At 54.3% G+C, this 13,297-nt stretch carries 10 protein-coding genes; 7 read left to right on the top strand and 3 right to left on the bottom strand.

Going from position 1 to position 13,297, the window contains the following annotated elements:
• Positions 1-208: 208 nt before the first annotated feature.
• The 3 genes from JMJ16_RS28070 to JMJ16_RS28080 all read left to right on the top strand — a co-directional run bounded on the left by JMJ16_RS28070 (position 209) and on the right by JMJ16_RS28080 (position 6,127).
• Positions 209-3,775, top strand: a complete 3,567-nt coding sequence (locus JMJ16_RS28070) for an NB-ARC domain-containing protein (RefSeq protein ID WP_201386974.1) — start codon at positions 209-211, stop codon at positions 3,773-3,775.
• A 136-nt stretch (positions 3,776-3,911) separates the two neighbouring features.
• Positions 3,912-4,451 carry a DUF4126 family protein gene (locus JMJ16_RS28075; protein WP_201386976.1) on the top strand — a complete coding sequence of 180 codons (540 nt, stop codon included), beginning with the start codon at positions 3,912-3,914 and terminating at the stop codon, positions 4,449-4,451.
• A gap of 224 nt (positions 4,452-4,675) precedes the next feature.
• On the top strand, positions 4,676-6,127 hold the full coding sequence (locus JMJ16_RS28080; RefSeq protein ID WP_201386978.1) for an aminotransferase class V-fold PLP-dependent enzyme: 1,452 nt from the start codon (positions 4,676-4,678) through the stop codon (positions 6,125-6,127).
• 69 nt (positions 6,128-6,196) lie between these two features.
• Here JMJ16_RS28080 and JMJ16_RS28085 read toward each other — a convergent pair whose 3' ends face one another.
• Positions 6,197-8,368 (bottom strand): serine/threonine-protein kinase, encoded by a 2,172-nt coding sequence (locus JMJ16_RS28085; protein WP_201386980.1) that lies wholly within the window; start codon positions 8,366-8,368, stop codon positions 6,197-6,199.
• 334 nt (positions 8,369-8,702) lie between these two features.
• On the opposite strand from JMJ16_RS28085, the gene JMJ16_RS28090 reads away from it, so the two are divergent.
• Positions 8,703-9,257, top strand: coding sequence for a hypothetical protein (locus JMJ16_RS28090; protein WP_201386982.1), 555 nt, complete (start codon positions 8,703-8,705; stop codon positions 9,255-9,257).
• A 251-nt stretch (positions 9,258-9,508) separates the two neighbouring features.
• Positions 9,509-10,018, top strand: a complete 510-nt coding sequence (locus tag JMJ16_RS28095) for a hypothetical protein (RefSeq protein WP_201386984.1) — start codon at positions 9,509-9,511, stop codon at positions 10,016-10,018.
• A gap of 63 nt (positions 10,019-10,081) precedes the next feature.
• Here the strand turns inward: JMJ16_RS28095 and JMJ16_RS28100 are convergent, their stop codons facing one another.
• The gene (locus tag JMJ16_RS28100) at positions 10,082-10,666 is read right to left on the bottom strand and encodes a hypothetical protein (RefSeq protein ID WP_201386986.1); all 585 of its coding nucleotides are present in this window, start codon (positions 10,664-10,666) and stop codon (positions 10,082-10,084) included.
• A gap of 212 nt (positions 10,667-10,878) precedes the next feature.
• Between JMJ16_RS28100 and JMJ16_RS28105 the strand changes: the two genes are divergently transcribed.
• The gene (locus JMJ16_RS28105) at positions 10,879-11,271 is read left to right on the top strand and encodes a hypothetical protein (RefSeq protein WP_201386988.1); all 393 of its coding nucleotides are present in this window, start codon (positions 10,879-10,881) and stop codon (positions 11,269-11,271) included.
• Positions 11,272-11,398: 127 nt separating this feature from the next.
• Here the strand turns inward: JMJ16_RS28105 and JMJ16_RS28110 are convergent, their stop codons facing one another.
• Positions 11,399-11,926, bottom strand: coding sequence for a hypothetical protein (locus tag JMJ16_RS28110; protein WP_201386990.1), 528 nt, complete (start codon positions 11,924-11,926; stop codon positions 11,399-11,401).
• Positions 11,927-12,300: 374 nt separating this feature from the next.
• Between JMJ16_RS28110 and JMJ16_RS28115 the strand changes: the two genes are divergently transcribed.
• A complete protein-coding gene (locus tag JMJ16_RS28115) occupies positions 12,301-13,209 on the top strand; it encodes a class I SAM-dependent methyltransferase (protein WP_201386992.1) in 909 nt (302 codons plus the stop codon).
• Positions 13,210-13,297: the final 88 nt, after the last annotated feature.

Genomic DNA, 13,297 nt, shown 5'->3' on the forward strand with positions numbered 1-13,297 from the left:
ACGTTAGATGTTCTTGCAAATATATTGTAGTATTGAGTGTACTTTGTTATGCTAACAAAAACAATTGTTTTGTAGCTAGCTCCTGTTTTGAAGATACTCTAAGCACGTTGGTGGGAGAACCCCATATATGGGACAGGTAGGGGACATCTAGGGGACGTCGTTCGCTTTTTTTTAGAATGCCAGGACCATTTGTATCAAAGGGATTTGCATGGAAAAGCGAGTACACTGGTACGAAAATCTGAGGCGTGAGCGCAAGCTACGCGGATTATCCCAGAGCGAGGTCGCGACTGCGCTCCAATGTGATACAAAAACTGTAGGGCGTTGGGAGCGAGGAGAGGCTTTTCCCAGTCCGTATTATGTCCAGCGGCTGACCCATTTTTTTCAGAAAGACGCGCTAACTCTGGGCCTGTTTGAGGATATTCCGGTACCTGAGACGGGAGAAGCATTGCCGCAGTTGCAGGCAGCCACTCTACAACCAGCGGGGCCAGCACCTGCGATGCATACCGAGCCGCGCCTGGAGATTATACCTTGTCATGAAGAGTGGAGCGAGGCTCCCTATGTTGAGGAGTTCTTTGGCCGGGATGTGGAACAAGAGCTCCTCAGAGGTTGGATACTTGAGGAGGGCTGCCGAATCGTAGCGTTTCTGGGGATGGGCGGCGCGGGAAAAACTACCTTCGCGCGCGTTATAGCTGAGCAGCTCAAAAGTGCCTTCTCATCTGTCCACTGGTTCTCTCTCCAGAATGCGCCTACCCCTGAAACCTATATACGCGCCTGCCTGCAACACCTGGAGGCGCTGACCCCCACGGAGACCCTGTCATTTGAAGCCTCCCTTGCTCGCCTGTTGCAGTGCTGTGCCGAGAAGCGCTGCCTCTTGATTCTCGATAACATGGAGTCGATCCTTCAGGGAGGCGAGCAGGCCGGGCGCTATCGCGTGGGCTATGAGGCGTATGGCCAACTCCTGACCCACCTCGGTACTCATCCTCATCAGAGCTGTTTGTTGCTAACTAGTCGCGAGAAGCCGAAGGAGATTACACGCCTGGAGGGGGGGAGCGCTCGCGTGCGCTCACTTGTGTTGCCAGCGCTGGGAGTGGCCGAGAGCCAGCAGCTATTGCAGGAGAAGGAACTGACTGGCTCAGATGCCGAATGGGAGGCACTTCTACGGTTGTACGCAGGCAATCCCCTGGCGCTCAAGCTCGTCTCGGCCTCCATTCGTGAACTCTTTGATGGCTCTATTGGCGAATTTCTCCGTGAGGGCGAGGCCGTCTTTGGAGATATTTCGGTGCTTCTGGAGCAGCAATTTCATCGCCTCTCCAGTCTGGAGCAGGACCTGCTCCAATGGTTGGCGATTGAGCGCGAACCCGTAAGTCTCCAGACCTTGAGTGACGACCTGGTCATCCCAGTTGCGAAAGGGGCGCTTCTGGACGCGCTCAATTCCCTGCGGCGGCGTTCGATGGTGGAGATAAGCGTCGAGCACCGTTTTACCTTGCAGCCCGTGATTATGGAGTTTATGATCGAACGCCTGGTAGAGCTGCTGTTTGTGGGCCTGCGTGCGGGCGAACTGGCGGGATGTAGCGGCTACGCGGTACTGAAGGCGCAGGCCAGCGACTATGTCCGCGAGAGCCAGGTGCGACTGATTGTCCAGCCATTGCTCAAGAAGTTGCTAGCAGCATTAGGGCATACGCATTGTGAGCGTCATTTGCGCACCTTACTTGATCGCCTGCGTGAGGGGGAGGGTCTGGAGAGTGGCTATGGAGCTGGGAACATTGTGAACCTACTTGTGACATTAAATGCGAACCTGCAGGGGCTGGATTGCTCCTCACTCACCATTCGCCAGGCTTATCTGCAAGGCAACGACTTTGCCTTTGTGAACCTGGCGCACGCCACGCTCTTGAACTGTGCACTCAACGATTCCTTTGCCTGGATACTGTGCCTGGCGATCAGCCAGGATGGACGCTTGCTGGCGGCAGGCACCACTGTCGGGACCATACGTGTCTGGAGGACTGATGACGCCACACCTGTTCTGACCTGTAGTGGGCATAGCGAGGAGATACGCTCGCTGGCCTTTAGCCCGGACGGTCGCTACCTGGCGAGTGGGAGCGAGGACCATACGGTGCGTCTCTGGGAGGTCGAGAGTGGAGCCTGTCAGCATATCTTACATGGGCATCGCGACCAGGTGCGCACCGTTGCCTTTAGCCCAGATGGACGCTATGTAGCCAGCGCGGGTGAAGATCGGCTCATTTATCTATGGGATGCCTTTTCCGGGCATGTAGCGAGCGTACTGGATGGGCATAGCCAGAGGGTGCGCTCCCTGGTCTTCCATCCCAGCCTGCCATTGCTGGCCTCAACTGGAGATGAGACGACAGTACGTTTGTGGGATTATGAGCAAAGTGCGCATATCGCGACCCTGGCTGGGCCGAGCCAGGCAGTGCGCGTCGTGGCCTTCAGCCCCGACGGACGCTTACTGGCGGCTGGAAGCGAAGACCACACGATTCGGCTCTGGCGAACGGAGGATTACGAGCAAGTTGCGGTATTGCAGGGCCAGGGGAGCCGCGTTCGTACCATGCATTTTAGTGCCGATAGTACCTTGTTGGCGAGCGCGGGCGACGATCAGATGCTGAATCTCTGGGATATGACAAGCCATCAACGCATCCACCAGGTACATGCTCACGGGAGTCGCATTTGGTCCGTAGTGTTTGTTCCCAATACCACACAACTCATCAGTACCAGCGAGGATGACACAATCCGTTGGTGGGACCGGCGGAGTATGCTCTGTTTGCGTACCTTACGCGGTTATACCGACCTGTTGAAGGCGCTGGCCTATAGTCCAGATGGGCGCCTGCTATTGAGTGGAAGCGAGGACCGCACTCTTCGCCTCTGGGAGGTAGAGACCGGGCGTAGTCTGCGTGCGCTACGCGGGCATCAGAATCGCGTTCGCACCGTTGCCTATAGTCAGGATGGCTTTACTATTGCCAGCGGAAGCGAGGATGAGACAGTTCGTCTCTGGGACGCGCGCACGGGGCACTGTCTTCGTATCTTACGTGGACACACACACCTGGTCCGCTCAGTAGTCTTCAGCGCCGATGGCTCCTTGCTTGCCAGTGGCAGCCATGATTTGACGGTATGCGTCTGGGAAGTCGCTACTGGCCAGTTGCTCAGACGCATAGAGGGCATCACTGGGTATATCTGGAAGGTCGCCTTTCATCCAGTCACCAGGCAGCTTGCCTGTGGCACTGACGATCCCGTAATTCGCTTATGGAACAGCGAGACGGGCGAGGTGGTGCGCGAATTTACCGGTCATACCCATCGTATCTGGGCTATAGAGTTTAGTCCAGATGGGCGCTACCTGGCCAGCTGTAGTGACGATCTAACGCTGCGGGTATGGGACGTAGCGAGCGGAGCCTGTCTGCATATCATGGATGGCCATACTGGCTGGGTACGCACGCTGGCCTTTCACCCTGATGGCACGCTGCTCGCCACGGGCAGCCATGACCAGACTATTCGCCTCTGGGAGGTGCAGACGGGGCGCTGCCTGGCGGTGTGGCGCGGACATGAAGGCTGGATCTGGTCGGTAACCTTTCGTCCCGATGGGGCGCAGTTAGCTAGTTGCAGCGATGATGGCACAATCAAGCTCTGGGACGTGGCGAGTGGTGCCTGCACGCGCACTCTACGCAGCACACGGACCTACGAAGGCACAAACATTTACGGCGTCATTGGCCTTTCAGAGGCACAACGCGAGGCACTCCACTTCCTCGGAGCCATCGAAGAGCAGATCTGACCGGGTGCGGGATGTGCAGGTGCTGAGAGCACCCTGCTGGAACCAACGAGGGCCGTTCAAACGTGCTATTATTGCGACTTGCTACGTGTAATATACATCGTTTGCAATATCTGATGGGAGAGAAAGGCCTAGTTCTATGTCTATCGAGAAAAAAGAGACGCTACCAGAGGTTATCGCCGCCGAGTTTGAGAGTATACGTGATGATGAGGAGGCGCGGGCTATCTACGCACGTGTGTTGGGATTGGGCCTTGTCGCGGGCCTGCGCTCAATGACACCCTTTACACTGCTTGACTGGACCAGGGATCGCGATCCTGAGCCGAAGAATGGCCTGGAGGAGCTACTGGCCTCGCCCGCGACCCGCGTGGTCACCAGCTTTCTCGCCACCGGCGAAATAGTAGGCGATAAGCTCCCCATGACCCCCTCACGTACCGAGCCAGCCCCCCTGATTGGTCGCCTGGGCATTGGCGCGCTGACCGGTCTGTTGCTCAGTCGCCGCTATGGTAAATCGCTCTGGCTAGGTGCGGCTCTGGGGGCTGCAGGTGCCGGCGTTGGCACCTTCGCGGGCTATAATGTACGCTCGTGGCTCACCAAAAACACCTTTTTGCCCGACCCGATTGTCGCCCTGCTAGAGGATGGCCTGGCTCTGGGCCTTGGTTACCTCGCAGTGAAAGAATAAACAGTATTACTAAAGAGAAAGCCGCGCTATGCCTCCTGGGGCACAGCGCGGCTTTCTCTTTAGTAATACTTGACTTATATTATCAAGTGTATCAGCTCGACATTAGATCACAAATTTTGTGGGGAAACTTGATATTTGCGCGATACTCTGGGTATACTTTTAGGCAAGGTAGAGAATGCCTGGTTTAAAAGAAGCTGTATTTTCTGGGAAGGAATATGGAGCTAATGACAACGACCGCAGAGCATCGATCCGATCGATCCGTAAAGGGAACAAGAACGTCAGCCTATGCGCGCCCGCGCGTGGTGGGCATAAAAACCGAGGTCTCCCTGATTACTGGTGGGCAGGTACGCTATGTAAACCTGGATAGTGCGGCGAGCACACCACCACTGGTCAAGGTACGCCAGGCCGTCGATGACTTCCTCCCGTGGTATTCAAGCGTACACCGGGGGGCGGGCTATAAGTCGCGCCTCTCGACCCACCTCTACGAGCATGCACGCGATGCCGTGATGCGCTTCGTTGGCACGACGCCAAAGACGCACGTGGTGGTATTTGTACGCAACACAACCGAAGCCTTGAATCTCCTGGCTCACCGGACCTTGCTGGAAGATGATGAGCTTATTTTGACGACGAAGATGGAGCACCACTCCAATCTCCTGCCCTGGTTTCGCAAGAAGCATGAGATAGTGCAGCTTACCGAGGATGGCCGTATCGACATGGCGGACCTGGAGCAGCGCCTGTACCAGCATGAGGGGAAGGTCAAGCTGATTACCATCAGTGCCGCCTCGAATGTAACGGGCCTAGTCAATGATGTCCACCAGGTGGCACGCCTGGCCCACGCGCATGGCGCGAAGATCGCCGTCGACGCCGCCCAGTTGACTCCACATCGACGCATTTCGATGGGAGCATACGGAACTGCTGATAGTATCGATATCGTGGCCTTCTCCGGGCATAAGCTCTACTCTCCCTACGGCGCGGGCGCGCTGGTAGTTCCCGCTACCCTCTTCGCCGATGGCGACCCCATGCTCGTGGGTGGCGGTACTGCCTGCCTGGTGACAAGTTCGGGCATTAAGTGGGCCACGGGTCCCGATCTAGAGGAAGCAGGCTCGCCAAATGTGCTTGGCGTAGTGGCGATGGCTGCCGCTCTGGAAGAACTGATGCGCTTTGGCATGGAGCGCGTGGCGGAACATGAGCGTGAACTGACACGCTATGCCATCCAGCGTTTGCAGGGTGTGCCAGGCCTTACCCTGCGCGGCCCTGCGTGGGAATCGGTGCTGGCAGGTGAAGAGGATCGCCTGGGCGTCTTCTGCTTCACCATGGAGGGACAAAGCTATGGGAAAGTCGCCGCGGTGCTGGCGAACGAGTGGGGCGTCGGCGTGAGGAGTGGCTGTTTTTGCGCGCATCTCTACGTGGCGCACCTGCTGGGTATCTCCGAGGAGGATGCCTCAGAGGCGCGTGAACGCTTACTCACAGGTCTCCCTGTCGAATTGCCAGGGATGGTGCGTGCCAGCCTGGGCCTGGCGAATAGCAAGGATGATATCGACCGCCTGGCATCCGGCCTGATGGCCATCGCTCGCGGCGAGATCCGCGCTCAGTATGCGCATAATGAACATGGCGACCTGGAGCCAGTTGGCGATAAGCATGCCTTCGAAGCCCACGGCATGAGCTTCCTCGCTTAGTATATGACAAGTCAATGGCCCCCACAGAGCCGTAGGGGCCATGCTGGTATGGCCTTAAGCCGAGATGGGTCACGGCGTAGGTCTGGCAATCGTGATGATATTTCTGTGTCTGTCGATGACAAGAATGTTTTGGTTATCGCTCCAGTAGAGTGTTGCTCCACCATAGCCCGGTTCTGGCCCGGGTACGGAACCCAGCAATTTTCTTGTCATTGTATCCCAAAAGTAAATAATGTTTTGCTGGTCAACTGCAGCTAGAGCGCGCCCATCGGGTGACCAGGCCAGGTCAGAGAAAATAGATCTCGGTTCGCTAGCAATAGGATTGAAGGTAAATGTCTGTTTAGTTGTGGGTGACCAGAGACTCAGCGGTCCTGCATAGGGCGCGGCTGCGATCCATTTTCCATCGGGTGACCAGCGTACGACAGCATCGTTGTGGTCGGGAGGATTACTCTGGGCCTGAGGAAGCGTATATGTATAGGTGGGCTGGTGGGCGACTTCTATTTCCCAGTCTTGCAGCATATTGTGCGTATTGTTGGTTGCCAACCTTTTACTATCAGGTGACCAATCAAGTCCGAGTATGGCCTCGTGGGGTGTTATATAGTTGGCTATCACTTGCTTGGTTGGGGGATAAAGTAATTGAAAATGTGTTACCTGGCTTTCTCCATCTTTCTGTGCCATTGCCAGGTATTTGCCATTGGGGGACCATGCCAGGTGAGTGACTACTTCGTTCGCGGAGCTATACGCATTTGGCTCTACAATTTGCGTTTGTTGCTGCTGCTGCCAATCCCAGACCGTGATACTGCCATCACCAACAGCGGTAGCAAAACGCTGGCTATCAGGCGACCAGGCAGGACGGACCTGAGGTATGATATCTGCTTTCCCAGCCCAGATGGTGTGTTTTGTATGCATGTTCCAGATGAGAAAGATGTCTGAAGCAATACTTACGCATGTGTGTCCATCAGGAGCTATGGTGCTGGAATAGATAATCGCGGGATTGTTGAGAACGTTTTCTGGAATCGCAGTTTCTTGTGCTTTAAGGGATGAGATAAGATTTTGAATACCGCCAATAGTCGCACCGCCAGCGATTGTGACAACGCTCAAGGTCAGACCTCCGGCGACAACGGCGCGCCGCGAGAAGCGACGCCCCGGCTGCGGTGACTTTACGTTGGGCGTTTGAATCTGCACCTGAACTTGACCTGTTCCTGGTGCTCTACGTGCCCCACCAGGCATACCCAGCGGTTGCGTTGGCGTATGAGGGCGAGTTTGCTGGTTGCTGCCAAGGATAAGAGACGCGGTACTAATGCCCTGGCTGCGCGCGATGCGCAGGATTTCGTGGTAAACCTCGGCGATGGTGGAGGGGCGCTCAGCGATATTGAGGCGCACCATACGGTCAACGAGAGTCGCTAGTTCAGTAACGCCTGCCTGTCTATAAGCGTATGAGGGGGAGAACTTAAAGGGATTCTCCGCAGGGTCCTCACCTGAGAGCAGGTGATGCAGGAGCGCGCCGAGACTATAGATATCCGAGGCGGGTGTTGTCTGAGCCTTGCCATATTGCTCGGGTGCGGCATAGCCAGGGGAGCCAAAAGGGATGGTATCTCTGGTCTGGCCTGGTTTGAAATGGCGGGCGATGCCAAAGTCGATTAAATAGAGTTGGCCCGACGGGCTGCGCATAATGTTGGAGGGTTTAAGATCGCGAAAGATAACTGGAGGTTGGCGCGTGTGCAGGTAGCTCAGCACATCGCAGAGTTGTAGCGCGATTGAGAAGATCTCTTCAAACGCCAGGAGAGGTGCTGGCTGAACTGAATGCCCAGGTGTCTCCTGGCTCTCAAGATAGCTTTCAAGCGTCTGGCCATCGATAAAATCCATGACCAGGTACCAGTGCTCGGGATCGGTAAAGTGATCATAGACGCGTGGTAGGTGAGTGTGCGTCAATTGTGAGAGGAGGCTCACCTCGCGATTAAAGGCGTCCGTTGCCTCGATGGCCTGCTGGGGAGTAAGGTTGCGCAGGTTGATCTGCTTTAGCGCACGGACAGTATTCTGCTCCTGGGTATCAAACACTTTATAGACCGCGCCAAAGCCACCCAGGCCGACCTGCGCCAGAATGAGATAGCGCTCTCCAACGAGAAAAGGCGTCTTCTCCTCGCTCTCAGGTGGCGTTAATTGGCGTTGGCAGGCGAAGCAGGTGGCGTCTTGCAGAGAATTGCCTGCTCCGCAATGAGCGCAGTAGAGCGTTTCTAAGGCCATCGTTGATATCCTTGTATTGGCGTGGGCTGGCTACCTGGTAAATAAGGAAAAGAGGTAGATCGCGGAGGGAGAAAATCCCCTTATATAGTATAGACGCGCATTGGTGGTTTTTGTTACATCAATTTTGTGTTCAAGTAGGAAATTTTAACGGCACACGCATGTTAGCGCAGAACCTGGCCTATGTGGAGCAAGCCTGGCGTGGTGATGTACAGGTTTAGCGTAGAGCGAAGATGATTGTTCAGGTATCTCAGAACGCTATACTGAATGTGGAATGGGGTTGAGCCGGGGATAAGGAGCTATTTTTTAGAATCGATGAATGGATGGAAATTGATGCATGGATCAGAACATAGGCATAGGGTGCGCTGACCTCGTGAGCGCGATGGAGCGCTGGTACGATAGCGGAACCAAGGCCCCGCTTGAGCAGGTACATGCCTGGATGGCCTCAGATTGCCGTGACGCGCAGGGCTATCTCTGGGACTGCCTCTTTGAGCACCCTGGACGCCTGGAAGCGCCAGATATCTCTGAGATCGTCGCGTTTGGCTCATGTTACCTGGAGCGCTGTGTCGTCGAGAATAGTGAGACGCTTTATGCCGATGGACGCTTCTCTGCGTGCGATACGCTGCGTGCCTGGTTCCAGCGTGCCTGGAACAAGCGAGAGGAGCAGAGCACAACTATTGTCGTGCTACGAGATCTGCTGGCACGTTTGTGTTGCCGAGGCGACGAGCAGATAACCGATGTAGTTATGACTGCTGTTCTTGAGCATCTTTTTATCCAGCCAGAGATCCGCGAGTTTTTTCGTGCCTGGGAACAGGAGCCTATGTTGGCGAGTGTCTATAGAGACGCTCTTACCCTAAGTGATACCTGGGATGTTTTTGAAGAGGGCAGATAACGTCGCTTTCTTGCTGGATATCACGCACGTTGTTACTCTTTTGCCGCCAGGCAGTTGTAATAAATACAAGCTAGCATAGCAGCCGAAGCCAAAAACTTCTTCGTGTGACAGTACCAGAAAATGCTATCACTCACTACAAAAGTGGAATTCTGTATTCATATATTTCTATGTGAAATTGTATGCAAAGCGTTGCCTGGTATGTGGGGGAAGGCATGTGAAGTGGCTGCAAAGCATGGAAAAGGAAAGGTGAAATGCGCTTAATTACCTGGCTTATTTATCGTTTTATGGGCCGCAAGGTTGGTCGTATCGTCTCTGGTAGTATTATGACCCTGCTGGGCCTTCTCTGTCTGGTCGTGAGTCCATTTGCTGATAGCGATGCCTCAAAGACAGTTATCGCCGGCCTGGTCTGCCTGGCGTTCGGTATACTTCTTCTGGTATTAGGTATACGTGATACTGGTGGTTCTAGCTTTGGTAGGAGCACCTTTAGTGCGCGCAAAGCCTCGGGAGTGCAGGGCCAGCCCCAGTATGGTCAGCAGGTGCCACCCCAGCAGTATGGCCAGCCCCAGTATGGTCAGCAGGTGCCACCCCAGCAGTATGGCCAGCCAGCCCCCTATGGACAACAGGCTCCTTACGGCCAGCCAGCCCCCTATGGGCAGCAGCAGCCAAACCAGGCATATGGCCAGCCGCCACAGTACCCGGCGCAGAATAGTCCCTACGCGCAGGAGTATCAGAACCCCCAGCAGTATCCTCCGCAGCGCTAATAAGGAAAGCATAAGCCAGGAGCGACAGGCATAGAGTGCCTGTCGCTCCTGCTTTTTTCTTTCTCACATCGTGGGGTAGTGGGCCTGGGGCTGTTCTTGCTGATCAGAGTGTGAGGGAGAGGAAACGGGATAGGTCAGTCCGCCCTCTTCATAGGTTGCCTGCCGCGGTTGAGCCGCCTGGTAGCCCTGTTCATAGGAACGCGGGGAAGGATTGGGAGTGCTTCGCTGCCTCCTGGGCTGATAATAGACACGTGTTTGGGGCCTATTGGCTTGAAAGAGGGGGAGCCGCCGCAGGGAGGCCAGGATGCTCTTGCCGTTTGTCCCTAGCAGGATGGTCATGCCCAGAGGAATGAAGATCCATAGGCAATACACGATCTCCGCGCCGGGAAGTTTGCTCAGCGCCACAGCGAAGCCAATGCCCGCTATCCAGTTCGCGAAAAAGAGAAAGACATAGAAGATGGTCGCGCGCCGGGGCGCGGCTCCGATTACTAGAGTTCCCAGGCCAAGATAAAGCGTCATCAAACAGGCCGTTAGAAAAGGTGGAAAAATGGCGGTGACGAGCGAAGCGATGGGAATACCAATAATGACAAGCGCACAGGCCAGAAGGAATGCGCGAAAGCGACGATAGCGACGTACTGGCACCGACATTGATCTACTCCTGATAAATTCTGCCTTGTCTCTAGAAGATTAAAATACTTACACGAAGTATACGTTCCAGGAGAGAGAGAAGTTTGTTTCACTGAAGCAGATGAGAAAAAAGAGCGATATCTTTGACTTATTGCGTCCTCAAACGTTTATATCATTGTGTGTCAATTTTATTCTGGCATTATGAGAGATCATCTTCTAGAAGTAGGTGTTCTATGTCCGGATATGTCCTTTCGACCGGGCCATTGAAGCGCCTGGGGAATACACCCAGGGTTCATACTATCTTCAACACGTTTATGTGTTTTGTTGTTGGTGCGGGCTTGTGGCTGCCTGTGTTGGGGATCTGGCAGGGCTTTTTCTACGCGCCCAGCCTGTTGGCAACGGATCGTGCTCAGGCGGAGCAGATCTATGGCAACGCGCTTGGGATGACGCTCTTCCCTCTGATCGCTGATTTCTTCGTCTTCCTGGCGGTTGGCGTGTTTATGACCGCCTGGAGCCGCTCCCGCGCGGAGCGGCTCGCGTATCGCCTTCTCCTGGGTTTCGCAGTTAGCATTCCCGCGCTTGTGTTTGTGTTGCTGGTCCTTTTCGCTCTTAAAGTTGGTATGTAGTTAGCTACTCAGCACTTCTCGCCACTACGTAGCTCGCAGGATAAGAGTGTGTGGTGATGACCTGGCAGAGCCAGGTCATCACCACACACTCTTATCCCATTAAAGCACCGCAGGTGCTGAGATGGAATTACTTGCTATCCGTGTAGGTGATGGGCACGTCGCCTATCTTTGTCGCACGTAGCTTCTGGTCGTAGCTGATCTTGGACGCACCAACATTGTTTGCCAGGTTCTGGCTATTATAAGTGACCTTCTCATCGCCAATGCGCGCCACGCGCTGAGGGATGTCTTTATCAAACTCAATCTTGGTTGAGCCAACGCTTGTAATTTTGCCCTCGTCATACGTTACAGCCAGCTTGCCAAGTTTCGTGATACGCCCTTCATCATCGTAGCTCATCTTCATATCCCCGACTTGTGTCAGGCGCCCTTGAGTATAGATCACCTTGTCTTTCCCGATGGTATGCATGTTGTAGCGGAGCAGGCGTAGCACGAACAGGTATTGTGTTGCCGTCTGTGCGTCATGAATCGGCTTGCCGCTGGTGGCCTGGATACCAGTGGCTCCAGTGTTGGTGCTACTCCCACAGGCGGTAAATGGTAGCAGCAAGAGGCTGAGGCAGAGTGTGCATAGAGGCAGGCAGATAGATATTGGACGCGGCATAGCATTCCTCTCTCAAGAGCTGTCACAATAGCCCTGTTTTTTATTCTCTACGTTGCTGTTACCATTATAGTAATTGCCTCCTATTGGTGGATGTGTGTCCTGGCAGCCAGGACGCACATCCACCAATATACTCATATAGCATCTATAGCATCGCAACTTAGAAAGAACACGAGCCAACGCTCAGGTTTGCCAGTGAACAAGCTAGAGAAGGTGTAAATAGTTATTTAAACATGGAAAAGTATATTAATTATACAGAATGATTATAATGCATATATACGTTTGCTTTAGGCAAAGTAATACTTGTGAAATACATCTCTCTTACTGGTTGGTCACCTATTGTTTGTGTTGTTTGTGTGGAAAGGGATGTGTCTACGATGTCTTTACAGCTCTCTTCTGAGCCGAAGTATGCCCCCCTACCCGCGTATGCGGCCGATCTCCTTCACGCTTCACTGTATACCGCCGAAGATGTACAGCGCTTACTAGAACGCGAACTATTGATTCAAGATGCATGGGGTGGAGGACCGTTGCCAGCCTCTTTTTTTCCGGGTGACGCATTGCACGTCGTGGATATTGGTTGTGGTGCGGGCACCTGGCTGAAGTCCATGCGCCAGGCATACCCCCACATGCACCTGGTAGGCGTTGATCGAGATGCGTCCGCCATTAGTGCGGCGCGAATGCTGAATGCTTGCTATACAGATGTGCGCCTGTATCAATGTGATGCACATAGCATGGGTGTGAGTGAGTGTGAGAACGCCAGCTACGACCTGATACACCTGCGCTTCCTGGCACCTGATAGCGCGCCTCATCAGTATGCCGCTCTACTGCGCGAGGCTGAGCGCCTCTGTCGCTATGGTGGGCTGATTACTGTCTGTGAGATCGAGTTGCCCATCAGCGACTGCAATGCCTTGAACCAGTTGATGCACCTGTTGCAGCAGGCGCTAGAGCGAGATGATCGCGCCTTTACTCCTGAGACCTCGCATCAATTGGGCATTATGTCCTGGACCCAACGCTGCTTACAGGCGTTTAACTGCAAACCGGTACAGGAAGAAAAGTTCTATATCCCGTGTTCTTACGGGAGCAAGGGATATTTGCTCTTCTGCCAGTATCTAGAACAGATCATACACTGTATCAAGCCCCTACTCATCTGCACCCAGACCATTGCCTTAGAAGAGCTAGATGAGTTGGAGCACGAGGTGCGCTGTGAGGTCGCGAGCCAGAAATTTTATGGCCTCTGCCCACTATACGTACAGTCCTGGCGCCGTCTCTCCCCCCAATCCCACTAATGATGTAGTTCTTAAAAAAGAGCATGGGCGAGCGCGAAACATACGGTTTCGCGCTCGCCCATGCTCTTTTTGTATGAGAAGTATCACA

This window comes from Ktedonobacter sp. SOSP1-52 (genome assembly GCF_016587395.1).